General features: G+C 36.7%; 24 protein-coding genes and 1 pseudogene. 9 read left to right on the top strand and 16 right to left on the bottom strand.

Translation table 11 applies throughout. The annotated features are described in order from the left end of the window. The first annotated feature begins 256 nt into the window (after positions 1-256). Entirely contained in the window at positions 257-1,159 is a 903-nt protein-coding gene (locus CYJ36_RS18870; protein WP_101568812.1) for a DMT family transporter, read from the top strand. A 267-nt stretch (positions 1,160-1,426) separates the two neighbouring features. Further along, positions 1,427-1,558, top strand: coding sequence for a YjcZ family sporulation protein (locus CYJ36_RS18880; protein ID WP_101568814.1), 132 nt, complete (start codon positions 1,427-1,429; stop codon positions 1,556-1,558). Between the two features lie 418 nt (positions 1,559-1,976). On the opposite strand, the gene CYJ36_RS18885 is transcribed toward CYJ36_RS18880, so the two are convergent. Continuing rightward, positions 1,977-2,192 (bottom strand): hypothetical protein, encoded by a 216-nt coding sequence (locus tag CYJ36_RS18885; RefSeq protein WP_308315365.1) that lies wholly within the window; start codon positions 2,190-2,192, stop codon positions 1,977-1,979. A 298-nt stretch (positions 2,193-2,490) separates the two neighbouring features. Between CYJ36_RS18885 and CYJ36_RS18895 the strand changes: the two genes are divergently transcribed. The 3 genes from CYJ36_RS18895 (at position 2,491) to CYJ36_RS18910 (ending at position 5,905) form a co-directional block, all read left to right on the top strand. Further along, positions 2,491-3,654 (top strand): DUF2515 domain-containing protein, encoded by a 1,164-nt coding sequence (locus CYJ36_RS18895; protein ID WP_101568816.1) that lies wholly within the window; start codon positions 2,491-2,493, stop codon positions 3,652-3,654. After that, positions 3,605-4,039 carry a CBO0543 family protein gene (locus tag CYJ36_RS18900; protein ID WP_101569018.1) on the top strand — a complete coding sequence of 145 codons (435 nt, stop codon included), beginning with the start codon at positions 3,605-3,607 and terminating at the stop codon, positions 4,037-4,039. Before CYJ36_RS18895 ends, CYJ36_RS18900 begins: the two co-directional genes overlap by 50 nt. A gap of 456 nt (positions 4,040-4,495) precedes the next feature. Further along, the gene (locus CYJ36_RS18910) at positions 4,496-5,905 is read left to right on the top strand and encodes a PQQ-dependent sugar dehydrogenase (RefSeq protein ID WP_101568818.1); all 1,410 of its coding nucleotides are present in this window, start codon (positions 4,496-4,498) and stop codon (positions 5,903-5,905) included. A gap of 353 nt (positions 5,906-6,258) precedes the next feature. Here CYJ36_RS18910 and CYJ36_RS18915 read toward each other — a convergent pair whose 3' ends face one another. From CYJ36_RS18915 to CYJ36_RS18955, 10 genes and pseudogenes are all read right to left on the bottom strand, one after another. Beyond that, positions 6,259-6,819, bottom strand: a complete 561-nt coding sequence (locus CYJ36_RS18915) for a hypothetical protein (RefSeq protein WP_101568819.1) — start codon at positions 6,817-6,819, stop codon at positions 6,259-6,261. 475 nt (positions 6,820-7,294) lie between these two features. Next, positions 7,295-8,824: a glycosyl hydrolase family 18 protein gene (locus CYJ36_RS18920; protein WP_101568820.1), complete on the bottom strand. Its 1,530-nt coding sequence runs from the start codon at positions 8,822-8,824 to the stop codon at positions 7,295-7,297. Positions 8,825-9,063: 239 nt separating this feature from the next. Beyond that, positions 9,064-9,711: pseudogene (locus CYJ36_RS18925) on the bottom strand (SDR family oxidoreductase); the annotation flags it as partial. Further along, entirely contained in the window at positions 9,696-9,914 is a 219-nt protein-coding gene (locus CYJ36_RS24925; protein ID WP_374702830.1) for a hypothetical protein, read from the bottom strand. The gene CYJ36_RS24925 and the pseudogene CYJ36_RS18925, both read right to left, overlap by 16 nt. 358 nt (positions 9,915-10,272) lie before the next feature. Further along, entirely contained in the window at positions 10,273-11,484 is a 1,212-nt protein-coding gene (locus CYJ36_RS18930) for a DUF4179 domain-containing protein (RefSeq protein ID WP_101568821.1), read from the bottom strand. A 21-nt stretch (positions 11,485-11,505) separates the two neighbouring features. Further along, positions 11,506-12,030 (bottom strand): sigma-70 family RNA polymerase sigma factor, encoded by a 525-nt coding sequence (locus CYJ36_RS18935; RefSeq protein ID WP_101568822.1) that lies wholly within the window; start codon positions 12,028-12,030, stop codon positions 11,506-11,508. A 532-nt stretch (positions 12,031-12,562) separates the two neighbouring features. Further along, positions 12,563-12,958 carry a hypothetical protein gene (locus tag CYJ36_RS18940; RefSeq protein WP_257962546.1) on the bottom strand — a complete coding sequence of 132 codons (396 nt, stop codon included), beginning with the start codon at positions 12,956-12,958 and terminating at the stop codon, positions 12,563-12,565. A gap of 369 nt (positions 12,959-13,327) precedes the next feature. After that, entirely contained in the window at positions 13,328-13,837 is a 510-nt protein-coding gene (locus CYJ36_RS18945; protein WP_101568823.1) for a GNAT family N-acetyltransferase, read from the bottom strand. Positions 13,838-14,097: 260 nt separating this feature from the next. Beyond that, the gene (gene yyaC, locus CYJ36_RS18950) at positions 14,098-14,655 is read right to left on the bottom strand and encodes a spore protease YyaC (RefSeq protein ID WP_257962547.1); all 558 of its coding nucleotides are present in this window, start codon (positions 14,653-14,655) and stop codon (positions 14,098-14,100) included. A gap of 71 nt (positions 14,656-14,726) precedes the next feature. After that, entirely contained in the window at positions 14,727-15,863 is a 1,137-nt protein-coding gene (locus tag CYJ36_RS18955; RefSeq protein ID WP_101568824.1) for an AbrB family transcriptional regulator, read from the bottom strand. Positions 15,864-16,003: 140 nt separating this feature from the next. Here CYJ36_RS18955 and CYJ36_RS18960 point away from each other — a divergent pair, with 140 nt between their 5' ends. Beyond that, complete coding sequence (locus tag CYJ36_RS18960; protein ID WP_101568825.1) at positions 16,004-16,873, top strand: LysR family transcriptional regulator; 870 nt, start codon at positions 16,004-16,006, stop codon at positions 16,871-16,873. Positions 16,874-17,054: 181 nt separating this feature from the next. Continuing rightward, entirely contained in the window at positions 17,055-18,380 is a 1,326-nt protein-coding gene (locus tag CYJ36_RS18965; protein ID WP_101568826.1) for a short-chain fatty acid transporter, read from the top strand. Between the two features lie 67 nt (positions 18,381-18,447). Here the strand turns inward: CYJ36_RS18965 and CYJ36_RS18970 are convergent, their stop codons facing one another. Continuing rightward, positions 18,448-19,062: a LysE/ArgO family amino acid transporter gene (locus CYJ36_RS18970; protein WP_101568827.1), complete on the bottom strand. Its 615-nt coding sequence runs from the start codon at positions 19,060-19,062 to the stop codon at positions 18,448-18,450. Between the two features lie 413 nt (positions 19,063-19,475). Here CYJ36_RS18970 and CYJ36_RS18975 point away from each other — a divergent pair, with 413 nt between their 5' ends. Then, complete coding sequence (locus CYJ36_RS18975; protein WP_101568828.1) at positions 19,476-20,513, top strand: alpha/beta fold hydrolase; 1,038 nt, start codon at positions 19,476-19,478, stop codon at positions 20,511-20,513. 65 nt (positions 20,514-20,578) lie between these two features. Continuing rightward, a complete protein-coding gene (locus CYJ36_RS18980; RefSeq protein WP_101568829.1) occupies positions 20,579-21,169 on the top strand; it encodes a TetR/AcrR family transcriptional regulator in 591 nt (196 codons plus the stop codon). A gap of 226 nt (positions 21,170-21,395) precedes the next feature. Here the strand turns inward: CYJ36_RS18980 and CYJ36_RS18985 are convergent, their stop codons facing one another. From CYJ36_RS18985 to CYJ36_RS19000, 4 genes are all read right to left on the bottom strand, one after another. Then, entirely contained in the window at positions 21,396-21,884 is a 489-nt protein-coding gene (locus CYJ36_RS18985; protein WP_101568830.1) for a heme-degrading domain-containing protein, read from the bottom strand. A gap of 37 nt (positions 21,885-21,921) precedes the next feature. Continuing rightward, positions 21,922-22,965 carry an oxidoreductase gene (locus CYJ36_RS18990; RefSeq protein ID WP_101568831.1) on the bottom strand — a complete coding sequence of 348 codons (1,044 nt, stop codon included), beginning with the start codon at positions 22,963-22,965 and terminating at the stop codon, positions 21,922-21,924. Next, on the bottom strand, positions 22,952-23,740 hold the full coding sequence (locus CYJ36_RS18995; protein WP_101568832.1) for a DeoR/GlpR family DNA-binding transcription regulator: 789 nt from the start codon (positions 23,738-23,740) through the stop codon (positions 22,952-22,954). Before CYJ36_RS18995 ends, CYJ36_RS18990 begins: the two co-directional genes overlap by 14 nt. 484 nt (positions 23,741-24,224) lie before the next feature. Beyond that, entirely contained in the window at positions 24,225-25,754 is a 1,530-nt protein-coding gene (locus CYJ36_RS19000) for an alpha/beta hydrolase (RefSeq protein WP_101568833.1), read from the bottom strand. Positions 25,755-25,805: the final 51 nt, after the last annotated feature.

Below are 25,805 nucleotides of genomic sequence, written 5' to 3' on the forward strand. Positions count from 1 at the left end.
CTTTGAATAATCACTTATTAATACTAACACAATTCTTCTTAATCTAATTTGCACCGTTGGTTTAAGTACGAACCCTTATAATCTCTTCAAAACTTGAACATGATATATTTCTTTCGACCTTTAAACTTCTTTTCTTCTTTCCTAAGTCAACCCAATCCCTTCACATTGCCGCATTCATAAAAATTAGAGAGCAAGATTTCGAAATGAAATTGTCATCAAATTTTGCCATAATGAGATTGGAGAAAGGAGGCAGATCATGCTTCGACTTTATGGAGCCTTAATTGGGCTTAGTTTAATTTGGGGTTTATCTTTTGTTTTTATGAAATGGTTGCTTCCTCCAGCTGGAGTATGGGGAATTGTGTTTCTCCGCTGTCTGGCAGGTGCAATCATCCTGCTTCCGGTTTTATTGTGGAGACGAAAAGAAATCAAAGGGAGACTGCCTTGGAAAGCATTGATTGTTGTTGGCATATTTAACTGTGGTTTGGCATGGGGCTTGATTCCTTTAAGCGAAACTGTGATAGACAGTACGACCGCTTCGATTCTGAACGCTACTACTCCGATCTGGACAGGTCTTATTGGATTTATTCTTTTTTCTTATCGACTTACCAGCCGTCAGTGGATTGGCATTTTGATTGGGTTCTTCGGGATACTTATGCTGATGGATTTCCAATTCGGCCAGCTTTTCGGAAAGAAATTTGTTGGAATTGGAACAATGCTAGCTGCCGCCATCTGCTACGGACTTGCCGGCCAGTTAACAAAACGATTCTTGTCGGAGATAGGAGTGCTGGTTATTTCAACTTTCACCTTGCTGACGGGTGCTCTCGTTGGTTTAATTGGGATGCTGCTTACTGAGCCGTTCAAACCGGATTTGTTGCTTAACCCTCTTCCGTTTTTGGCGATCATTGGTCTCGGCTGTTTCGGTTCAGGGCTTGGGCAACTGATCTATTTCTATATTAATAAAAACGGCGGTCCAGAGTTAGCAGCAACTGTCACTTACCTGATTCCTGTCTCTGCTATGGTCTGGGGTTATTTATTTCTGGAAGAAACGATTACTCCAAATATAATTATCGGACTGCTTATTATTTTTACCGGGGTTTATCTTTCATCGAAAAAGTCAAAAGATAAAAGGACAAATTCACCTGTTGTTGATCATTTATAAGATTAGTTCATTATTAATAGAATAATAACTCAATTAGACTCCCGATGTTGAACATCGTCCTGGAACATCCACCATGCAAGGATATTCCAGAAAAGCCCCCCTTTCGAATTCTAAGGTCAACCAAATGTTTCTGGTTAACCTTAGAATTCGATTGCTGGGCTTTTTGTTTGTAGGTAAAATGATCATTAAATGTGCTCATTTTGTCAACGCTAAACTCACCGCTTCCTCATATAGTATCCTAGTCCTACAAAAGGAGGGTATTATGTTATGAGTGATGACTGTGGAAGAAAAGACAATAATGGTTTTGCATTAATTGTTGTTCTTTTCATTCTTTTAATCATTGTTGGAGCAACATTCGTTGGCGGCAGTTACGGTGGTTATGGCGGCGGCTACTGCTAATGACCGACAAGTTCATATAGAAAAATAATCCTTCTTGGGTGGATCAGGACTGGTTCCTGGTCTTTTTAGTGTTTACATGAATGAAACTTTGGAAATCCCCTGGAAAAGAGTGAATAACTATCTTTTTTTATTGAACTAGAGGGTGCGTTTATGGAGTAATGAAAAAAGCCCAATTTCTCAATTTTAATACTGAGAAATTTGGTTTTTTATATTGGGATTTACTTAACATTGTATATCCGCATTTTCCTGACGCTACCTCATCGCCACCAAGCTAAGGAAATTTGTATCCCTATAAACGAAAAAAACTCCTTTCTAAGATTCTACGGAAAGAGTAGCATTTTTTTCGTTTTGGAGTGTTTTTATTTTCAGCTGGTATGATGTTGCTCCCCTATTTAACAAAATTTTTCCTTATAATGACTTAAAGTAAGTATTGGTATTGATTTAAATGAGTGAAATTTCCTAAAAATTCCAATGTTCTCCCTGTTAAATCTGCGGTTGAAGGGTCTAGCATCAATGTTCCTCCTTCTTCAACAGGCAGCCAAGCAAGAAAAGATTTATCAATATTTTTCTCAAACGCAGCCCATCCTCCATCATCGTTTTGCATGGATTGACCCATTGAATCGCTCGATCCCAAGCTTGACGATAGACAGGGTTTTTAAGAACGACGCACCAACGAGTAAATTAAATCTTCATCATTTATTTCTAATGTGCGTAATAAGATGATCATATAACAATCCGTTGAAATACTCGTTTCAAACGGATAGGACCATGATCCGCCGGGGTTCTGTTCTTCTATAAGAATGTTAACCAACCGGTTTATTTCAGCTTCAACCATTTGTTTCATACCATTGTTAACCCTCTCTTTGTTAAAAGCAGTTTTTCATATACATATTCCTTTCTACTCACGAAAATTCCTAGGACGGAGTGAAATGATGGCTATCGGTCGTTTCAAAAGAAAGAAGATAACGATAAAATCTTACCTTGAAATAAAAGAAGAATTGAAGAGAAAGAGAAAAAATAAACCAAGCACTTTTTCAGAACTAAAACTGTCAAAAGAGGAAAGAAAACTAATTAACTATATTAAAGAAATGACGAATAAGTTGAATGTGAATAATGTCATCAGAACACAGGCTTATTTGGATTTTTTTCTACAGCACCCTGAAATCCACTGGGCTCTATTAGGCCATATGGTATCACGAAATGGCGGCTGGCACATGACAGATTTAAAAGGTGATCTCCTCCAAAGGCTGTTGTCTGAAAAAGAACAACAAAATTTCTTTTTATTTTTAGAACGCGGAAATTGGTTAATATTTCAAGACGTTTATCCGCAATTTTTGCTGTATAAGCAAAGTTTAAAAATCAATAAAAATCTTTTTTATCTTCTTCCTTACGTGGATGTTTCAGTATTTATGGAAACAATATGGAATTATTTTTGGGAACATGGCGACTGCTATCTGTTAGCCATCGCGACGGTTATAAACGAACAAAGTTATTTAGAAAAAAAGGTTATTCAAAATCATCATTTCAAAAAAACGGTATTAAATACAATTGGATTTAGGCTGTATGATTTTCTGCATTTTAATCATATAATTTTTCCATATTATAAGAAAGAAAAGGCAGAAAAACCAAACTTACTTGGAGAAACTTTGCAACATTTTGATTCGCTTCATGAGCGAATCATGTTAGGAAAGCGATTATATTCCTTACTTTTTCATCAAGAATCTGTCTTACAAGGTGTTTTGCTTTGGGCTAACAAACATCCTCATACAGGTTCTAGAAAAGATTATTGGGATCATCTGTTTCATCATGTTAGCGAATCGCTGCCAGGTTCCATTTATCGGAGAAGAACAAAACAGTGCCAACTTAAAAAAGGAGCGCTGCGTATATATAGTCCTCCATTGCAATTTGCTTGGAAAAATGTTGATCATTCAGAAGCTGAAAAAGGTGACTGGTTTGATGATTGGAGAATTATCGATTATTTAATGGAAGAAGAAAAATACGCAGGTGGTGAAATTTATGATGTTTACTGTAAAACGATTGAGAAAATTGAGCTTGCCATCATTGCAAAAAAGGCGATCTTTCTCAGAAGGGAGTAAAGATCTTTATGCATATATAACATTAGCTTTATTCTCTTCATTTGTTGGGACTTATTTAGATTTAATTTTTGTTGGGAAAGGAATGTATCACTTTCCTGGTAGGCTTTTCCCTGAAATATTTACAATTAATATTGTGTTTACTTTATTTATCCTTCCACTCTTCACGGTGCTCTTTTTGTTTGTTGCCAAACGGCTTCAGCCATTTGCACGTTTAATGATGATGCTTATTATTAGCGTTGTTATATTTTTCATAGAACAATTTACTGAACAACTAGGATGGTTTATACATCATACTGAATGGAATCATGCTTATTCCTTTTTTGGATATATGTTATTTTTAATCATCGTTTGGAAGATTTTCCTCTTCTCTTCATATTTCCGTTAAACAGCAAGGAACGCCTTAGAAACCAAACTCTTTCACTTTTATTTTCTACAGGTTTATTTGATAAATGTTCCTATTATTGGGGTAGTACCATAATATCCTTGCCATCTATCGGGTCGTCCATTTTAACGAATGGCTGAAAGTATTCACAATTAGTTTTAGGGAGCATAACTGAAAGTCTCGCAAACTCTTCGGTTAGAAATTGATTCGATAGTTTAAGCTCTAATAAATTCTTTAAGTGAGATATAGGCTCTAAGTACTCATCTTTCAATATGCAACTAACCTGCTAACCTGCTTTTTAGCTAATTCAACACTACATATGAAAGATGTTTCTCTTAATAAGGCTCCATCCATTTGCTCCTATCTGCAATGCTTTCCTATACTGACCTAATTGGTACTAATTGAACCGTTCTTTTCATATTGTTTTAAAAGGAAACAATAGAAGGAGTGTAAAGTTAGTTGTTAGAAGTTAATGTTAGTTTACGGCCAATTGTAAGTAAGATAAATTTACCCACTGTTTTGAAAACAGCTATACTTCCGGGTGACTCAATTGAAAGATTATTTATTGCTACCCAGGTAGGAGAAATCTTCTACATAGGAAACGGAGTTATAAGGACTTTTTTAGATATTCGCCCGCGAGTCATAAAGCTAGGTGGTTCTGGTGGTTATGATGAACGGGGATTGCTGGGACTAGCGTTTCATCCCGAATTTTATTATAACGGTCTGTTTTATCTTCATTATTCAGTAGCTGGAACACAAGGTCCAGGTACTCTTACTGAATCTTTTAAGCCTGACCCCTGTGATCCTGGAACTTTAAACCTAAGGTGGATAAATAGAGAAACTCAATATGATCATATTGATACAGTTGAAGAATGGATTTTACAATCGAATGGTCAACCTCAAAAACGACGGATATTACTTAACTTAAGAAGACCATTTTCAAATCATAATGGTTTCAATAGCTTAAACTTTTCACCTGAAACAGGGAAACTTGTTTTAACAACCGGAGATGGTGGATCTGGCTATGATCCATTTAATTTAAGCCAGGAGAATATGGAAATCGCTGGTAAAATAATTGAAATTGATGTAGGAAAGAATACATTTATGGATAATCCACCCGCAGTCACACGTTTTAATGAACTTCCCGTATCTATTCAGGAAACGCTTACGGTAATGGCCAAAGGGGTTCGCAATATACCAGGTATTTCTTTTCAAAAGTATTATAATCAGTATATTAAATATGTGGGAAATGTCGGACAGGATTTAGTAGAGTCGATTTTTTCATTTATTCATTATAAACCAATACCGGTCACTCAGCTTATTCAAGCTTCATCATTGAATTCTTCACCTGACCGAGAAGGATTTATTAACTTTGGCTGGCGAGGTTGGGAAGGTGCTTTTCCTACTTCGGTAATAAGGGACTGCTCTGCAAGTCCGACTTTGGATGAGAAAACAATTGCTTATTACAATGAAGCAATAAAGACCTCAGTGAGGCGCCTTCAGCCTTTAACTAGTTATTTTCATAATGATCCCAGACCCGATAAGTTTGGAGGAACTGCACTAACAGGAGTCCAGCCATATATGGGGAATGGAATCCCCGATTTAACAGGAAGCGTTGTGTTTATTGATCTTGCCCGGAAAGAATCTCAACCTCAGCTTAGAGGGGCTTTAGCATATACCAGCGTAAGACAAGATGGTAAACTAAATGATTTTAGTGTAATTAAAACCGATTATGATTTTGGGTCTCAATCAGCTTTTTATGTTAATTTGGGAACGAATCTGGATCAAACCAGACTATATTTAGGGGTTTATGGCTCTATGAAAGTTACTGATTTTAACCAAGGTACTGTTTTTGAAATTGTTCCATGATTCTTAACATATTTATGTCAGCGGCAGCTGGCCTGTCGAGAATTCTCCTGATGAGTTTCAATGGAGTAGACAAGAAATGTGGTATGGCTGGACGGATTATACGGGCGGTCTCCCAGTCACAAATCCACGCTTTAAACCGGAAGGAAAACCAGCCATCGTTTTTACTTGCCCAGCATCCTATGCAACCGCCTAGACCGGTTGTTACATTTACCCCGGTAAAGGCGGCTTGTAAAGACCCATTGATGTTACCCTTGACAAACAAAAGGAAATGTTTATTACCGACTTCGGAATCTTTAAGCCACCCAGTACAATAATCTATGCCGTTCCATTTACTGGGGTGATTTGGAGAGTCACTAAGTTATAATGGTCTTAAATTTTTTAAAAAAGAATAAAGCCATCTCAACCCATAACGCGGTATAGAGGAAAGAAAATAAAAAAATACTTCCTGCTGTAAGGAAAGAAAAGGAATCGGGAACGCCTGGACCAAGTATGGGAAAGTAGAAAATATATAGTAGACTCATAATTCCTATCGTTAAGAGAATGGCACCAATAGAAATAATGCTTAAGCTCTTCTTGAAAAAGGAAAAAGCTGCCCCTATACCAATCCCTAACAGCCCTGTTGTAAAAGGAAAAACGACTAGTTCACTTGGAAACAGAATGAATAGCAACAGGATGGTAAGAAAATAAGACATCACTCCCATCTGAAGGGAAAACATCGCACCAATCAGAATGGGTAAAGTGGCAAATGGACTGATAAAATATCCGATCCCTGGTAAAAAGCCACCTGCTGCTTGAAGTACAGCAGCCATACAGGCGAGAAAAGATCCTAAAACAAGCCTCTTCGCTTTTGTATGTTTACGAAATTCTAATTGGGCAAATCGAACATCATCTGAAATTGATTTAAAAAAATACACCGGTCCACCTCATTCAAAACGCTTTTTAGATACAATACAATATATTAACCATTGATTAGAGGTGGAACTATGATTAAAAATCCATCGAGCAATACCCTATGATAATAAGCAGATGAAAAATTCCCTACTAATCTAACTATTTTTTTGCTTCTAAACAAAAGTACACATTTTATCAATACGTTATATTGTCCAGAAAAAGTACAACCTTTAACAGCCAAAGCAGCATAACTGAACCTATTCTTCATTCCCTAAAAATGAATCCCCCGTAAGTCAGATAACTAAAAATTTTTGAATTCAATTATCAAATCATCATTTGGCTCAAAGTGATAAAGATTCGTGGCCCGATTGCTGAACAAGAAAAAATCCTGTGCATCAACACAGGATTTTAGATAAAACTTTTTTATATATTACCTAGCATAATTTCACACTCTCATTTAACCTATAAGAACTCTTTTATCGATAGAAATGATAGAAATCATAATGAATTAAAATGATAAACACCCCATATATCAGGAGTTTCAGAACCAATATACCAAGCAGCTGCTCCGCCTAAATAATTTCGTTTTATCATATTCAATCGGAGTTCCATTGATTTTTTATCTTCTATCCATATTTGATGTTTTTCACCTTTTTCAGTGTATTCCACATAGTACTGTGATGCTGTTTTATCCCATACTCGCTTTAGGCCCTTTGATGCTATGATTTTATTCACTTCTGCCATGGAACGGTCAATGCTTCTCACTTTGTTTACTGATAAGTCTGTCACCCATTCTCGAGTGTAGAATGGAACAGCGAGTATGATTTTATGAGATGGCACATCATTCATTAAAAGCTGAATGCCTTCCTGCACCCAAGGCAAGGAAGCAATTGAACCTGCTTTAGGACTGCCGCCCCAATGTTCATCGTACCCCATCATTATTACATAATCAGCTATTTTTCCAATTTCTCTTCGGTCTAAACTTCCTGACCAGAAAGGATCATCGCTCGTTCTTGTAACATCTACCGAAACGATCATTCCGTGAGGCTCTAGAGCATTCTTCAGTTCTCGGATGAACTGTACATAATCCTGTTTGTTTTTAATATCGATGTTTTCAAAATCAATATTAATTCCATCACTCTTGCTTTGGATTAAGGCATCCCTGAGAGTAAAAACAAGTTTTTTGCGTTTTTCTGGATTGCTTAAGATTGAGTGTGTTAAGACAGGATCAAAATTGTTTCCGAGGAGCGGCCATACCTGCTTGCCTGAAGCATGTGCTGCCTCGGCATATTTTGGATCTGTATTGACAGCAGCTCCATTTTCCGACAGATTTAATGAAAACCACCGCGGAGATACAACATTTAAATTCGATTTATTTTTCAATTGCTGAATGTACGTTTTTGCTGTTCCATTAAAACTCCAGCCCATCACAATCCGATCTTTAGCTTTTACTTGAACCAGAGACTTTTTTATCCACCCTTTTTTTCCGCCCAGCAATTGAACTTGATCATAATAAACTGGGATATTTAATTTCTGGCCAACTTTAAGCTGTGCTGAATTCAAAGAATTAAGGATAGAAATATCATTTAATCCAACTTCATATTTGCGGGAAATCTTCCATAACGTATCACCAGAAATAACAGTATGAACATAATATTTTTGTGGGATTTTAAGCTTTTGCCCTCTTGAAATACTATCATTTTTTAATTTATTGATAGTTTTCAGTTCGCTGACTGTTGTCCCATATTGACTTGCAATTTTCCCTAAAGTATTTCCGCTGCTTACCGTATGTGTAATTAATGCGGCAGAATCTCCTGCAGATGTTTGAATAATCAGGTATTCATCCCCTTTTTCCAGTACCTCTAACACAGGTGAACTTAGGTTTGGTGCAGTATATACATTGGCATTATTCGCTTTCACTGTGCCAATTCGCAAATTATTTGATTCTGCCGCTCCATTAATGGGCAGCAGATTTAATAGTAGAATTAAAACAATAAAGCTGCTATATCTTTTTTTCACTTTCTTCATCTTCCTTCTGCAAACTTAAAAAATATAAATTTAATCATACTCCTTCATACTGATAAAATAATAGTGGGATTTAGTGGAGATTTTTTATCGAGTAACCTAAAAAACCGTAAAAAAGCAAGACCCCTCATCGGAGGTATTGTTTTCTTACGGTTTTACATCTGCTATTCAAGAATGCTTATTTGAAAAAGCTGCTATTAATCTATATTAAAGTTTGATAAAAAAAGATGGAATTTTGCGTATCACGATGAAGTCCACTCGCCGCCATTCACATGAAGCGTTTGTCCAGTTACAAAACGAGAATCATCTGATGCGAGGTAGACAAAAGTCGGTGCAAGTTCAAATGGCTGAGCTTGCCGCTCCATTGGATTATCTACAAGTGGCACCTGATCTGCTGAAAAGCTTGATGGTATCAGGGGAGTCCATACCCGCCCTGGAGCAACAGTATTAACCCGAATGCCTTTATCAATCAGGTTATTAGCAAGCGCACGTGTAAATCCAATGTTAGCTCCTTTTGTTGCTGTGTAATCAATCAATTGTTTATTGCCAGCAAACGTCACTACTGAAGATGTATTTATGATGGAACTTCCTGCTTTTAAGTATGGCAGAGCCGCACGGGTTGTGTAAAAATGTGAATAAATATTGCCTTTAAACGTATGATCGAATTGCTCATCCGTAATATCAAGCAGACTTAACTGCTGAAACTGTATACCTACATGGTTGCATAAAACTTGGATTTCTCCAAATTCTTCAATGGTTTTTTCTACAATGCTGATGCACTGCTGTTTCTCTCTTAAATCGCCCGGAAGCAATAAACACTTCCTCCCGAGTTCTTCAATTCTGTTCTTTGTCCGATTCGCATCTTCATGCTCATCTAAATAAGAAATGGCTCCCCTTTCTTATCCAGTTCACCGCTATTTCCCCATTCTTCAAAATAGCCCTTTTTCCCGTTTACCTTAACTTGTTTGGCATCTGAATTTAACCATTCTATATTTGGCGGGTCCTTTCTTTGCTCAATACCAACTAGAAGCTGTGTATCTTTCTGTCCATATAATGCAATCTGAAATGCGTATAGTTCCCCTTTTCTCTCCATGGATAGGTTTTGATTTCTAATGTCCAATCTTTGGGCACTTTTTCAGGGGCTAAAACTTCATAATTTACCATTTCCTTTATTTCAGAAACAGTAATGCTGTTGTGATTATACTTAATTCCTTTAGCGTCTATCATTAATGGCATGATCAAAGATAAAGTTAATACAAAAAATACTCGAATAAATAAATTCAAACTGAAAACAATTTATAGTAGGTATTATTTTCTATTAAGGAGCATTATTTATCTAAAAGGAATATTCATATTAAAGACCTTGCTATCAATTAATTTTGATTCTTCTTCGCAGATGAGTAAAAGCGTTCCTTATGATGAAGAAACGCTAAACTATAAAGGATAACTTTTCATTTATGTTGAGGAAGTTTATAAAAATTGTATCTTGACAATTCACCCATGATCCCAGTGAATTCAACCTCAAACGCTTTATTCTTCAATATTTGTGAAGATTCATTCTCTCTATCAGTGACATGCGGAATTATTTTTATCTTTTGTATGCCTTTATCAATTGGAAATTCTGCATGCATTTCCACATCTTTATCTGTACCAGAACCGGTATATACTCCAGGAATATGGTTTCCGTTATCATCTTCCACGTCTACTCCAATCTCAATATTTCTATTTTGATCATTGTCTTTTGTGTATTCAATTGAATAGTACATTTTAATTGATACAGGAGATACCCTCACCTCTTTTATTGTAAGAATTCCCTCTGCCAATTTATCTTTTATGGGAATGGTTTTATCCAACCTATATACTTGAGTGTCGGATATTATTTTTGAACCATTCACATCTGTATGAAATGCCCAATTTCCTTTTATATCACCAAAGGAATCAGAATATTTGCCTCCCGAAATAGAGTTTCCAGCTTTCCCTTTCTCAAATTCCATGCTGCTGAAAATAACATCTATATCAAAATCATTCTTGTGGTCTATTTTGTCCAAAATGGTATAGTGTTCTGAATCAATTTTGCCGTCACTATCTGTATCTGCCCGATCCAGATTGGAGGTATATAAATAATTCCAGCTTCCATCTTCATTTCTATTTTCTTCCCTTTGAATGGATTGTGATGAATCGGAAAATTCGATTTCTCCTATCTTTATCTTTATTTCTCCAGGACTAATGATCGACTCTTTCTCAATTCCTAATGCTGTTTTGTCTAAATGATTTGCATTTACATTCAAACTAAGTAAAAGCTGGCCATCATCGAGCATGATTTCATTCAATGTTACTTTTATATTTTGGTTTTCAACCGTTTGATTAACGCTTTTTTTGTAACCGGTAAAACGATCATCTGGTATATTCATAAACGTTTCAATTCGCTGCCCTAATTTCAATACAGATGCCCACACCATTTCATTACTGAGAAGAACAGGGCTTATTGCAGCTATTGCAATAACTGCTGCGAATAACGGTCTACCGATTTTCTTTATAGCAGGCTTTGTTTTTCTCTTGAATGTTTTTTTTAATTTCTTCTTATCACTATCACTCAGCACAATTTCTTCATACTCTTCTGCATTGGCAACCGCAGAATTTAAAAGCTCATATTCATTCTTCATCAATTAGACCTCCCTTTTTGATTATTTTAGTAACCCTTTTAATTTCCTTCTCCCTCTTGAAAGCCTGTTATATAAGTTATTGATTGTTGTATTTCGTTTTATGGCGATTGATTCTAGGAGAACATCTTCTAAATAGTACTTTTCAAATAAATCCCGATCACCTTCATTTAAATGACTAAGCAATTCATCTACTTCTGCTTTAATCTCATTTTGAAGATTGAGGTTATTAGTATGTAACGGACTTCCAAGTTCGGTAAAAATGATGTTCTTCTTACTCTTTAAATATTTTCTTTTATAATCAATCGCTTTATATTTGGATATTGCGGCAATCCAGTTTTTCAATGTGTTTTTGTTTTTATCGAAATGGCCAATATTTGTCCAAATCGCTAACAGTACATCGTTTACACACTCTTCTTCATATTCTCTTAAACTTCCAAGATGTTTTCTGACAATAGACGTGATCAATCCCGCATACATATCGATCAACAATTCTAATCCTTCATCTTTCTTGTAAATTATGTAGTTGACGATTTTATCATCTTCCACTTTGTTTCCTCCTTCCTAAAAGCAATTACACTCTTTAATACGAATGTTTTTTCACTTTCCTATCATCTCTATAAAAAATTTCACTAATTACTTTTTATTTACATAAAAAAAGCCTCAGATTTCCTTTATCTGCAGACTTTAAGGTGCGATTCCCGTTTATTCTCATTAGTAATTTTGACTGCCCTAGTGGTTCTACTAATTTTTTCAGGAAATACGTATGCTGGGCCTATCCAGAAGGTATTAAATAACTTACCATTGCTGCTCAAAATATTAAGTAAAATTGCAAGGTTCAAACTGGAAGTATGATTGTCGAGAATTAGTTTCATTAGCAAACAATTTGAAACCATTCATTCCTACATAGTGCTCTTTGCCCAATTCTTGAGCCAATTCAGTATTCCTCATATAGTCCTCCTAAAGAGGAGGTTAATTCTTTCTTCTTTTTAAAAAAAGTAAGGTGAAAATATTAAACTGCCAAATTCACAGCTAAAAGATGCGATCACTATTTGCTTCAATTGCCGAAGCAAATCATAAGTTACTCTTCTAAAAAGCCGTCAATATATTGCTTCAATTCTTCTTTGACTTCTTCAAAAGTTTCATCAAGTAATTCACCGATAATTTTGCAGCCAGGAATTTTTTTTGAAATGGGCATTCCCAAGAAATATCGGTCGCACTCCCATATTTTTATGATATGTAAATCTAATAGTTCCTCGTTCTCTTGTGCAATACCAATCGAAACTGAGGAACTGTATCCTGGTAAAAAAGGGTCGTTACCTTCATTGTTAAACATAGCATCAAAAACTAATTTTTTATGAGCAAATATTGATTTATTCTCACGCATTAACCCTTCAATATACTCTTTCAATATCACTTCAGTATTTTTAATCTTTTCCAGTAACACTGGAGTAAAATCTCTTTGTTGGTATTTCATAAACTATTCAACACCTATCTATCTCTGATATTCAACCTAAAATAGAGATCCATTATTTCTGCCTCTAGAATACGATATTTCTGTAATGAATTGTTTATAATGAGTAAAATGTTCTTTAAAAATCAGTTTGAAATTTAGTTTAAAGTAAATTTCAATTATTTATTGGGAGTCATCATTTAAAACTTTAAACAATACTCTTGAGTGATCTTTTTTGTCTGCTGTAATTTCAAATTATTAATCAACAATCCTTCCCTCTAGATGAATAGCAGTATTTTAAAGCAACGTGATTCTGCTAAAAAGTCTCACTATTAATGAAACTGGAGGCTATATAGTACTTCCTCATGATCACACTGCCTTATTTCTTTATTTTTAAAACTCTAAGTCCTCTTCCTTAAAAGATGAAAACCTTCCATTTTTCTTATAAAAAACAAGTGTTGCATCTTCATTCAATTTTTTGGTTATTCCAGTCTTGCAGTAGCCCATTTTTTCGTAAAGATAACAATTGCGTTCTTCCTCCAATATTGTTGCCAGTTCCCAGCTAGCAGCTTTAGGGAACATTTCCTCAGCCAAAATGAGTACTTTCTGAGCGAATCCCTTACCTTGAAAATCCGGCAGAATAAACATCGGACTGATCCAAAATTGTGTAGTCTCTTCATTCCAGTGAATACGTATAGCTCCTGCTAGTATTTGATCAAGTACAATTTTATAAAATCCACCTAAAGGGTTATTTATTCTTGTGATTACTTTATCAACGGTTTCATTTGCAGGACTAGTATCATAGTCTTTATATTTTTTCAATAAAGGGGTAAATGCCTTTACTTGTATATCAAAAATAGATTCTGCATCAGATTCTGTAGCTTTTTCTAAAAATAGATCCATAACCTTCACTCCATCTTTGTTTATCACATACCCACTTTGAATATGGTAGTATTCAACAAATTATAATAATCTCCTTCTAGAGAATCCTGGCACTTAACCGCCCATTATAAAATGTGGCAATATCACCTAATTCGAAATAATTCTCGGCCTTTTCAATTTAATTCAACATAAATGTCAAAAGGGTGCAAACATATATAAAAAAAGAGCTGCATTTAGCAGCTCCATTAAGGTTTGTAAACTATAAGTTTCTTAGTTTTTGTTTATGATTCAACTGTCTCAGTGATCATTTTCACAATTGTTTTTGCCAGGTTCATAACGGTATATAACCGGGTATCATTCTGAAATTGAGCGGATAGCAGGGGATCTATATAGTTTACAATTCCATTAATATGGTAAGCTCCTGCTTCAGGCAAAACCTTCTCAAGAGCTTTTCCAGGGATAATCGGACCATTCTTTAAAACAATGGACCCTACCTGATCTTTCTCTCCTAGACTGGCATTTATACTAAAAATCAGGGGATGGTTTTCTAGTTTTTTAATATCTTTTAATACACCTTTTAAATTAAAAGCATGAAGCGGCTCTTCCAGTGTTCCATATACCCTGTAAGGGACTTGTTGTTCTTTGAGCATGGTTCCTGCTAAAGGACCTAATGAATCTCCGACGCAGCGATCCGAACCAATGCATAGAAAAATAATATCTTCACTTTCGTATGAAGAATTTAGAATCATTTCTTTTAATTTAAGGGATAGTGTTTCTATTTCTTCTTTTTTCGGGGCTGGTTTATTGTTTTCTCTCTCTTTCACATTAAAAAAGAGCACATTCCCTGCCTCCTCATTGCTTGATTTCTATCTTAAAGAAACTGTATAACTTATGATACCGCCATAGTCTCTTAAATGTGAGCATGTGATCGCATCTTTTTTCTTGCATCCCGAACATGCAGCAATCTGAAAAATGGAGGCAGAACCAGGCACACAATGACCACACGCAGGACTTGCACGGATAAGACAAATGTAGAGTCTGCATGAAGGACGACAGATGTCGTGGTCATTTCAGCAATCCCTCCAGGAGCAAAGGCAAGAACGGCGGTTACTAAGGATATACCTGTTAAATTGGAAACAAAGATCGCGCATAAAAACATGGCACTAATTAATCCAATTGTACTTAACAATGAAATCAGCAGAGTTTTCTTTAATCCAATCAGCATTTCTTTCTGAAAACGAGAGCCGATGCTTGCGGCGATGAGAATTTGCGAAAAAATGATGAGACTCTCTGGCCACCATGCTGTCAATTCGTAACCAATAAAAGACGAACTCCCTAATTGGACAAGTGAGACACTTACCATGCTGCCAAGCAGCCAAGGAGCAGGAAATTTTAAAATCTTTCCTAGATAATACCCTCCCCAAGCTGTAAATGCCAGTACCAGCGTCCAGACAAGCTGACCAATTTTAAAGTTTGGCGGCTCAACAGTGAAATGGCTGCTGACAGCTGAGTAAGCTGTTGAGTCAATCCACAAAGAAACAACGATTGGAACCGTCAGCACGACTAAAAAGATGCGCATAGTTTGTATGAGGCTGACAACTGCAGTGTTAGCACCGACCTCTTCCGCAATACCAGGCATGGCGGACAGTCCCCCTGGTGCTGTTCCGAAAAAGCTAGTAAGGATATCCAAATGACTAAATTTCCATAATACAAAACCTGAGAGCAAAGTAAAAAGAATAGATAGCAGCAGAATGGCTAAAATGGTTGCCCCATGTTCTTTAAAAATAGATACAGCAGACACATTTATTTTTTGTCCCAGTTCCATACCTAAGATGCACTGTCCTATAAATAACCAGTATTTCGGCAGTCCCGCTCCTTTATCATGCAGCTGAAGAAACCTTGGACGAAGAAAAGACAAAAGAGCAGCTGTTAGTAATGTACCAATCATCCATCCAATGGATAAGCCAGTTAATGAAAGCAGCAAACCTCCGATGCTGCTTAATATAATAAATGATATTCTATGAAAAAGAACGTTTGATTTTTGAATGTTCTTCTCCTTCTTTCTTAAAAATTTTTTTGATTTTTCAGCTATCTATATAAATGTAATCTACATACAGAAATAAATATAATATCATTTTTATATGTTTAATCATAAAAATAGATTATACCTAAAAAGAGGTGTTTCGAATGGACGAACGCGATTGGATGGTCTTACAAATTTTATACAGTGAAAAGAATATTACAAATGCAGCGAAAAGCCTGTATATTTCACAGCCTGCACTGACAACCAGATTAAAGCAAATGGAAAAAGAATTTGGCGTTCAAATCGTAAATAGAGGAAGACGCGGAGTCCAATTTACGCCACAAGGGGAATATTTAGCAAAATGCGCAAGTGAAATGCTATTAAACATCCAAAAAATCAAAGAGAATGTACTGAATATGGAGCAAAAAATGGCAGGTACATTGCGGCTTGGAGTTTCTAATTTCTTTACCGATTACAAGCTTCCGGGACTATTAAAATCATTTAAAGACAAGTATCCGCACATCGAGTTTAAAGTAACTACAGGCTTTAGCAAGGAGATTACGCATTTAATCTATAACCGTGATATCCATATAGGTTTTGTGAGAGGAGACTACAGCTGGAAAGATCAAAAACGGTTGTTGTTTGAAGAAACCATCTGTATTGCTTCTAAAGAAAAAGTGGATATTCATCACCTTCCTGAGCTCCCTAGAATTGTTTACCGTACAGACCCGCTGTTAAAGACTTCATTAGAAAATTGGTGGGCAGAAAATTACTCTAAGCCTCCATTAGTCAGCATAGAAGTCGACAAGGCAGATACATGCAAAAAAATGGTTGCAAATGGTTTAGGATATGCCATTTTGCCAAGTATGATTTTATCCGATTTACATGATATTCATAAGATTGAGATTCAAAACAAGCAAGGCGAACCATTACTTCGTAAAACATGGATGTTTTTCCATGAAGATTCTTTAGAATTAAATATGGTCAGAGCATTTGTTGATTTTATTGAAGAATATGATCTGCAAAACACATAGAAATTTCTTTTCAGCAATTCGAAGTTATCTTAATAATCATTCACAACCTTGTATGGCTAATTAATTAACTTGAAAATGAAGGATAATGTAGTATTTAATCGAAATATAAGAAAAATAGGAATATTCTTATAAAGAGGAGGCTATAGAATTCACAGTTCATTTATCACAAGGGGGTAATAAAATGAAATTCTTGATCTCTTTTTCTAACAGATTGATGCAAAGGTATATGCCTGATCCATTTTTATTAGTTATTTTGCTTACCTTTTTTGTTTGTGGTCTTGCACTAATCTTTACGAATAGTACTCCTGTTCAAATTCTTGAATATTGGGGTGGCGGGTTTTGGAGTTTATTAGCTTTTTCGATGCAAATGGTGTTAATCATCGTAACAGGACATGTGATGGCAAGCAGTCCATTTTTCAAGAAGCAATTAGGAACGTTAGCCAATTTGCCGAAGACTCCTGGACAAGCCATTATCCTTGTTACAGTTGTAGCACTTATAGCATGCTGGATAAATTGGGGATTTGGCTTAATCATCGGAGCTTTGTTTGCCAAAGAAATAGCTGCTAAAGTAGAGGGCGTTGATTATCGTTTATTAATAGCAAGTGCTTATAGCGGTTTTATCATTTGGAGCGGCGGGCTTTCCGGATCTGTAGCACTGACCATTGCAACTCCTGATCATTTTACTGAACATCTTATTGGAGTTGTACCTACAAGCGAGACGATTTTTTCTGCCTTTAATTTAGCGATTCTCGCTGGACTATTTATTTTAGTACCTATTATTAACAGATTGATGGTTCCGCCAAAAGATAAAGCGTTTATCATTGATCGAGCTTTGTTGGAAGACAAAGACTTTTTCGAGGCAGCAAGTAAAGAACAAGCTGTCTTGACGCCGGCAGATCGCTTAGAAAATAGCCAAATACTATCATTACTTATTGGATTGCTTGGTATCGCCTTTTTGGTCTATTACTTTGTAAAAAATGGTTTTGCTCTTAACCTTGATATCGTAAATTTTTTATTCCTCTTCATCGGCATCATCTTGCATAAAACACCTAGACAATTTTTGAAAGCGGTAACAGACTCAGTAAAAAGTGCAAGCGGCATTATTATTCAATTTCCATTTTACGCTGGGTTAATGGGCATTGTTTCTGCATCAGGGTTAGCGGGAGTATTATCTAATGCGTTCATATCGATTTCAAATGAACACACTTTCCACTTATTCACGTTATGGAGTGCAGGATTAGTTAACTTCTTCGTACCATCAGGCGGCGGACAATGGGCTGTTCAAGCTCCAGTCATGCTAGAAGCCGCTCAGAATTTGGATGTTTCTTTACCGAAAACGGCAATGGCTGTAGCATGGGGAGATGCATGGACGAATATGATTCAGCCTTTCTATGCCCTGCCTGCCCTGGCAATCGCAGGCTTAAAAGCAAAAGACATCATGGGCTATGGTCTGGTTATCATGTTAATTACAGGAGTGTTTATTTCAGCCGTGTTTCTATTTTTGTAAAATAAAAATGGATTTGACAGGTCTAAACTGGAGAGGGATTTTACTTCCTCTCCTCTTCTTTTGGTAACTATACGATAAATGAAGAAGCAATATAAACAGCTGTCCCCCACATAACAATTGCTGATATTTTATTCAAAATAAGTAAAATACGGCCTGATTTATCCATTCTGCCTGTTAATCGTCCTGCAATTCCTAATCCAGCAAACCACAGCCATGATATTAATATACATACAAAAGCAAATGCTATTTTTTCTGCCCCAGTGTATTTTAAGGAACTAGTTCCAATCACACCAACAGTATCCAGAATCGCATGCGGGTTCAGCAGCGACACAGACATTGCAAACGCAATTTGTTTTTTCGGAGAAAATACTGCCCCTTGTTCTTGTTTCACAGCTGGCGGTTTGCTCCTCCATGTAACAAATCCCATATAGACTAAAAAGAAAATACCACCTGCAAAAAGAATCATTTTAATCCAATATGAGCCAAGAACAACAACTGATACCCCTAAGACGGCTAATGAAATCAGCAAAGTATCACAAATAGATGCAGTAATAATTACCGGCAATGCCCTAAGAAATTTGGGCTGAGCTGCTCCTTGATTGAACACAAACACATTTTGTACCCCTAAAGGCAGAATCAAGCCAAATGCCAAGACTAAACCGTGAATGATCGCTTCTACCATTCTTTCACCTCATGATTAATTATTAGTCCCATTTTACAGAAAAAGTTTAAGGTGGTATCCAACCACTTTGACGGAATTCAAACAGATCAATTTCTTGTATGTATCATAAACACTGTAAAAAGCATAGATTCCATAAAACGTCTCTTTCATTCTACATTAAATAAATAATCGTTTAATAGAAAAATAATGAATGCGAATGAATAAACTAGATTCCCCTAAAGATTTTCTTGTTATTCCCAAATCAAGATTGAATAAGCTCTAGTCAAGTAATCTAAAGAAAGTCTATTCGAAAATAATATATTTCTTCCGTTGACATTTATAATGAATCTACATAAACTAAAAATGAATGAATTGTTCATTCATCATTATTAATTGTTTAATGATAATAACTTAAATACAAGGAGATGTATAACATGAGTAAAAATAATATCATACCCGATTTGATCCTGCGGAAGTACAATCAGCATAAAAACGCACGGATACTCAAGCTCCATACACCCAGCAGCATCGATCAAAACGGATTCGTCAAAATTGGCGGCATCGACCAGTGGGTCACTATACGCGGTGAGGATCGCAGCAACCCTGTTCTATTCTTTATCCATGGCGGACCTGCATCCCCCTATTCCATATTCAGCCCGCTGCTGCGTTCATGGGAAAAGCACTTTACCCTCGTTCAGTGGGATCAGCGTGGCGCAGGCAAGACTTTTCGCAAGAATGGTGAGGACGGCTGCGGTACGATCACTTTTGAGCGTCTGGTCCAAGACGGAATTGAGCTTTCACAATACCTGTGCGCAGAACTTGAACATCAAAAATTGATTCTGGTCGGCAGTTCGGTGGGCAGCCTGATCGGAGCTTTGATGGCACAGACACACCCCGGCCTTTTTCATGCTTATGTCGGCACCGATCAGAATGCCCCAGATCCTCATTACCTTTCGTACAAATTAACAATTGATGCACTTGAAGCTGCAGGTAATGCAAAGGCTCTTAGGGCAGTTAAGAAAATGGGACCAGACCCATCAAATTGGAGCCGCATCGAATTTGACAAAATGAATCAATATATTGTCAAGTCCATTAAGCATGTTCCAAATATGATATTGGACCTATTCTTGCCATCTATGCTATCGTCCCCAAACCACAATATACCTGACATCATCTCTATCTTTAAAGGCATGGATTTCTCTCTTGGTCACTTGTTCGAGGAACTATTAAACTTTGACTTTAACAAACTTGATATAAAGTATGAGCTTCCATTCTTCATCTTTCAGGGAGATACCGACATCATAACTCCAGCCGTAACAGCTAAAGCATACTTCGATCAAATTGAAGCTCCCTGCAAGGAATTTGTTTTAATCGAGAGTGCCGGCCACCTTGCGTGTTTTGCAAGGCCTGATCAGTTTCTAGAGGAGCTGCTAAAGCGGGTACGTCCGCTGGCGATCAGCAGCCGGCAGTAGTAACATTTTCATCGGTTATGGTAAGATTAGGACACAATTACTCAAAGAACGGAGATTGAAGTCTATTGTCCCCATTAAACAAACAGCAGCTGGATCAAATCCGCGAGGAACGCAGAGAACAAATTAAGCAAGCAGCGATCAGCGTATTTGCACGCCGGGGAATAGAAGGAACTAAAATGAGCATGATCGCCGAGGAAGCTGGCGTCAGTCAAGGTCTATTCTACCGCTACTTCAAATCCAAAGAAGAATTGTTTACCACTCTCGTTCAAGAATTAATGGATGAAGCGAGGAAGGAAATCGAATTTATTCACCTTCTGCCTGGAACGCCCTTTGAACAAATCAGAACCTTGACTGAAAATATGCTTGACGAAAAACACAAACACGCCTTCATGCTAATTGAACATGCACGGAAGTCAGAGAAGGTTCCGGAGAAGGTAGCAATGGAGCTTGAGCAACATTCCTCCAACGGATTGATCAACATGTTAATTCCAATCTTCGTAAAAGGGCAAGAAGCTGGTGAATTCTCTGAAGGAGATCCCCGTGAGCTGCTTTACTGGTATTTTCACATCATCAGCAGTCTAATTATGCAAGATCCAGGTAATGAGGGATATGGTTTGCCAAGTGCAGATGTTTTAATGCGGATTTTAACGAAATAACTTTTCTATTCTCATTTTGATTTTGCTTTTCGGTCCTGCTCACTTTAATCAAGATAAGTAACCTCCAGTGTTTATCAGTTAAAATAATTATTTTAATTTACAAAATTATTAAGAAATAAAAAAAATCCACACGCTATTATGCATGTGGACACATAGGTTATCTGTTGGTAAATAACCACTTATAACTAAGATAATCTTGATAAAAATAGTTCTTCTATTTTTCCTATTATAGTTTGGCAGTCTTATTAAGAATTACTGTTAGAGCCTTTACTGCAAGGTCATGATCTTCTTCCTGGGTCAAGCCGGAAACAGTGATGACTCCAATTACTCCTGATCCTTCAATTATTATAGGAAACGCTCCTCCATGTACTGCATATTCAAACGGACTGGCTGAATAGAATTCAAAATACGATCTGTTTTTCAACTTATTATAAAGCATCATATAATAAGAACTGTGATGATGACGGAGGACTACATTCGATTTTTTCTTAATCCATTCATCTTGATCCGGAGATGTCCCATCCATTCCATGATGAAATACTGTTTGTCCATTTTTAACAATATTTACTGCAACAGATTTATTTATTTTTTTGGCAGATTCAATGATAAACAATCCCATGTGCAATGCATCTTCATTAGAAAAACTTTTAAAAATAAGTTTTTCTTCTTGCTTTTTAACTTCCTCAAGCATTGCTTGAACAGTTCCATTTTCCATATTGATCCCTCTTTACGATTATTAAAAAATATAGGCTTTAATCGAAATATACAGCTTTCTTTTCTTTACTGCTTTTAAAGGCAGCATCAATGATTTTAATAACGGATAGCCCCTCATTTGCTGTGACTGGAGCAGTTTCCCCCTCAATTATGCTTTTAGCAATTTTTTTATAGTAGGATACATAAGATCCATGTAAAGTTTCAATAGTTTTATGTTCCTCTATTTCTCCTTCAATCGTAACAAGCTGACCGTAAAATTGCGGATCATCTGCTCCCCAAGAGTTATCTAAAGGCTTTTTGCCCTCTTTGAGTGCAGCCTCTTGTCCATCGAGCCCGTATTTGATAAAGCTTCCTTTACTTCCGTGCACCTGAAACCGCGGTCCGTTAATCGGTACAATTGAACCGGAATGCAAAATGACCCGCAGCTTTTCATAGCCTAAAATAATATGGAAATAATCATCCGTTTCTGCATTCTCTCTTTGAGCAAAAACATCTGCCATTACGAATTGTGGCCTGCCAAATAAATGTAAAGCTTGGTCAATTAGATGTGAACCTAAATCATAAAGCATACCGGATCCAGGCCCTTGCTTTTCTCTCCATCTATCTCTTACAGCTGGTCTGAAGCGATCAAAATGGACTTGATATGTATTGATTTCTCCAAGCACCCCATCATTTATAAGCTTACTGACAGTCAAATAATCATTATCCCATCTTCTGTTATGATAAACACTCAATAACAGCTTCTTTTCCTCGGCAATGCTAATAAGCTCCTCTGCTTCCCATGTTTCTATCACCATGGGCTTTTCCAAGATCACATGTTTTCCAGCCATTAAACTTTGTTTCGCCATCTCGTAATGCAAACCGCTCGGTGTTGTAATCACTACTAAATCAATTGCTGTATCTTCAAGAACCTCTTCTAAGCTGCTTACTACCACCGCATCTTTCAAATCCTGCTGCACTTTTTCCTTATTGGAACTAACGACTTTTGCGATTTCAAATTCCTCTAACACACTTAGCAAAGGTGCGTGAAATGTAGCTCCTGATAGTCCGTATCCAACTATACCCACTTTAATTTTTCTCATCGTTTGCCCACCCGCTTTCTTCATCTTCTGCAACAACTAAAAGAATATTGTTCTCTGTTATTATGTCTTTCAATTCTTTATCGGGATACTTATCTGTGATAATCACATCAATGTCTTTCATATCACAAACCCGATGTAAAAATTCCTTTTCGAACTTCGAATGATCAGCCAGCAGAACGACTTGTCGTGCACAACTTATCATTTTTTTCTTTAAAAAAGCTTCATCCTCATCGGGAGAGGTAACTCCTTCAACACTGAATCCGCATGCTCCCAGAAATAATTGGTCAACTTTAAAATCATCCAGTGTTTTGATTGTTCTAGGTCCCGTTACATTTCTGTTTTTCGAATTGAATTTACCAGGGAGTAAAAAGTTTTGAATATTTGGATACTCTCCTAAATGATCAACTATATCGATGGAGTTTGTAATTACATTAACATATTTGTTTCCTATGAACTTAGCTATTAGAGCAACGGTTGAAGATGTATCCATCAGCACATCATGATTCTCATGTATCAACAAAGAGGCACTTTTTGCAATTCGTTCTTTCCCTTCGGTTGCTATTCTTTTTTTATAATCGATTAAATTCCGATTGGCCGATGGTAGTGTGGCACCTCCTTTAATCCTTATGATTTCCCCTCGTTCTTCAAGTTTTACAAGATCTCTTCTGGCTGTATCCTTTGAAACACTAAATATTTCACATATTTCTTCTAATGAAATGTTTTTATGAGAAGACAAATACGTTTTTATCGATGTCAGTCTTTGTTCTTGATACATATTCTGGAGCTCCTTTATAAATCTTCTGACACAATTATATATTGATTGATATTCAAAAAGCTATAAAAAACTTATAATACTTAATTAAAATAATTATTATAAGTTGTTTCACTACAAACAGCTACACTATTTCAGGTACTTTATAAATTATGGTAAATAGTGCAAGCATATTGCAAAAGAATAAAAGGTTATGGCTGAGGGATCATTCTTATATTGGCTTGTTACTGTATAACCAATTCTCATGCATACAAGGCATCACACGTTAAAATGAATCTTAAATTCCAATGGCACGAGCCTGGATATTATAAAAAAAGGCGGCATTACATGTGAAAGTAATGCCACCCTTTAGATTCTGTACAAAGTTCCATCTATTAAATCCGTTTTTTGTTAATGCTTTTTATATATTTTATATACGAAGTACAGATGTCTCTGAAAGTGCTGAGAATAATGAATAATTCAGCAGCTGTAATTTAAAAGTATTCCCCTACCTCGGCTCAACCTCTTCCCCTGTTTTAAGATCAATGACCTTCGTTGTATCATCAGGAACCGGAATTGTCTTGCTTTTAGGTGCCTTCTTTCCGTTTTCCACCCAATCGACCAGCAAATCAAATGATTGATGTGCATAAGGGAGAAGCGGCTGCAGCTTTTTATCCGCATCTGTCTGGGCATTCCAGACTAAGCTGTCTACATGGTTCCCATTTTCAATTGAATACATGCGGTGCAGCTTTTCTTTTCCTGCTTTTTTCACAAGTTTTTCATAGCCTTTTGCATGGATGTCCGGGAAAATCAGAGCATCCAATGTTCCGGTAAAACTGATTAGCGGAACTTCTATGTCTCCAGTATTGGCAATTTCTTTTATGTTTTCCTTCACGCTTTTCGGACGGGATGGATAGTTGTAGTTTTCGAATATGGAGTCATAGCTTCTGTCTCTAATACCGCCTGCAGTGAAATTCAAATAGTTTCTCCAATGGATGCTGTCTGGGGCTCCAGGATCAAAATGGTCACGGTAAATATTTGCAGTAATAAACCAGTATACTTGATCATGATATGTCCAAAGTTTTTCTGAACCTTTTGGAAGCCCGGCTTTGTACATTTCTTTCATTGCTTTCTGCTTCTCTTTTCCAGTTCCATAGATGGCATCTTCAGCATGATTGACGACAGTTGTCAGTGAACTGATTAAGTTTGGCTGCTTTTCAGTCCAAAGAACCCCTTCCCAATCAACTCCGCCGTCAAATAGACGGTTTTCTTTCTTCTGACGCCCGTCCTGTTCGAGGGCATAACGTACGACATAGCCGCCATTTGAGATACCCATCGCATATGTAGGAACTCTGTGGTTTTTTCTCACCAAATGATGAGCTGGATTCGTTTGATCGTTTGATTTGATCAGCTGTTCATGAAAGTTGTCTTCTAAATAGGATTGTGCAGCCTGTGTAATCTGTCTGAAACGCACATTCCACTCAGCAACACTGTCATCTTCGTTCACCAATGCATTCTTTGCTTTTGCGAAGGGATCAGCTGGATCACTTTCTCCCTGTGTGCCTTTGTCGATAGCTGCAAAGGCATAGCCTTTTTCAAGGATAAAATCACTGAAGAGAAGATCTGTCGACGTTTCATTTCTCGTTGCTGGAATTCCTGCGACTACCAGCTTCCCATTCCATTCATCCGGAACACGAATTACAAATTGAGCATCTTCAAAAGCACCGTTTACTTGAGTCCCGCTAATAGCTGCAGGCTGATTCATTTGATGCCAGCCTGTCCGATCAGCTGCATTGCCCCAATTGACAGGAGCGAGTCCGGCATTCCCAAATACGGTTGCTTTTGCTAATTGAGCTGGATTTTTTGTCGTTAAATAATTTCCATTCACACCGTCAAAATATGTTTCAACAGCGCTTGTTGCACCGGGAATCAATTCTTGAAAATGAGCTGCTTCCGTTTTTACAGATGGGTACTGTACTGGATTCACATTTGCCAGCAATGCCGCAGTTAAAGTAAACGCTATCATTTTTCCTTTCAAATAAACACTTCCTTTATTAGAATTTTCAGCAAATAAGACAATTCTAGTTTA

The organism is Bacillus sp. UMB0893, from assembly GCF_002858905.1.
Taxonomy (GTDB): Bacteria; Bacillota; Bacilli; order Bacillales; family Bacillaceae; genus Bacillus_P.

Bases quoted from the DNA above. Each gene is read 5' to 3' on its own strand.
- CYJ36_RS18975 (WP_101568828.1), top strand. From the start codon at position 19,476: ATGAGTAAAAATAATATCATACCCGATTTGATCCTGCGGAAGTACAAT.
- CYJ36_RS18945 (WP_101568823.1), bottom strand. From the start codon at position 13,837: ATGGATCTATTTTTAGAAAAAGCTACAGAATCTGATGCAGAATCTATT.
- CYJ36_RS18880 (WP_101568814.1), top strand. From the start codon at position 1,427: ATGAGTGATGACTGTGGAAGAAAAGACAATAATGGTTTTGCATTAATT.
- CYJ36_RS18970 (WP_101568827.1), bottom strand. From the start codon at position 19,062: ATGGTAGAAGCGATCATTCACGGTTTAGTCTTGGCATTTGGCTTGATT.
- CYJ36_RS18985 (WP_101568830.1), bottom strand. From the start codon at position 21,884: ATGGAAAATGGAACTGTTCAAGCAATGCTTGAGGAAGTTAAAAAGCAA.
- CYJ36_RS24925 (WP_374702830.1), bottom strand. From the start codon at position 9,914: ATGGAGAGAAAAGGGGAACTATACGCATTTCAGATTGCATTATATGGA.
- CYJ36_RS18995 (WP_101568832.1), bottom strand. From the start codon at position 23,740: ATGTATCAAGAACAAAGACTGACATCGATAAAAACGTATTTGTCTTCT.
- CYJ36_RS18990 (WP_101568831.1), bottom strand. From the start codon at position 22,965: ATGAGAAAAATTAAAGTGGGTATAGTTGGATACGGACTATCAGGAGCT.
- CYJ36_RS18870 (WP_101568812.1), top strand. From the start codon at position 257: ATGCTTCGACTTTATGGAGCCTTAATTGGGCTTAGTTTAATTTGGGGT.
- CYJ36_RS18965 (WP_101568826.1), top strand. From the start codon at position 17,055: ATGAAATTCTTGATCTCTTTTTCTAACAGATTGATGCAAAGGTATATG.
- CYJ36_RS18895 (WP_101568816.1), top strand. From the start codon at position 2,491: ATGGCTATCGGTCGTTTCAAAAGAAAGAAGATAACGATAAAATCTTAC.
- CYJ36_RS18960 (WP_101568825.1), top strand. From the start codon at position 16,004: ATGGACGAACGCGATTGGATGGTCTTACAAATTTTATACAGTGAAAAG.
- CYJ36_RS18920 (WP_101568820.1), bottom strand. From the start codon at position 8,824: ATGAAGAAAGTGAAAAAAAGATATAGCAGCTTTATTGTTTTAATTCTA.
- CYJ36_RS18930 (WP_101568821.1), bottom strand. From the start codon at position 11,484: ATGAAGAATGAATATGAGCTTTTAAATTCTGCGGTTGCCAATGCAGAA.
- CYJ36_RS18940 (WP_257962546.1), bottom strand. From the start codon at position 12,958: ATGAAATACCAACAAAGAGATTTTACTCCAGTGTTACTGGAAAAGATT.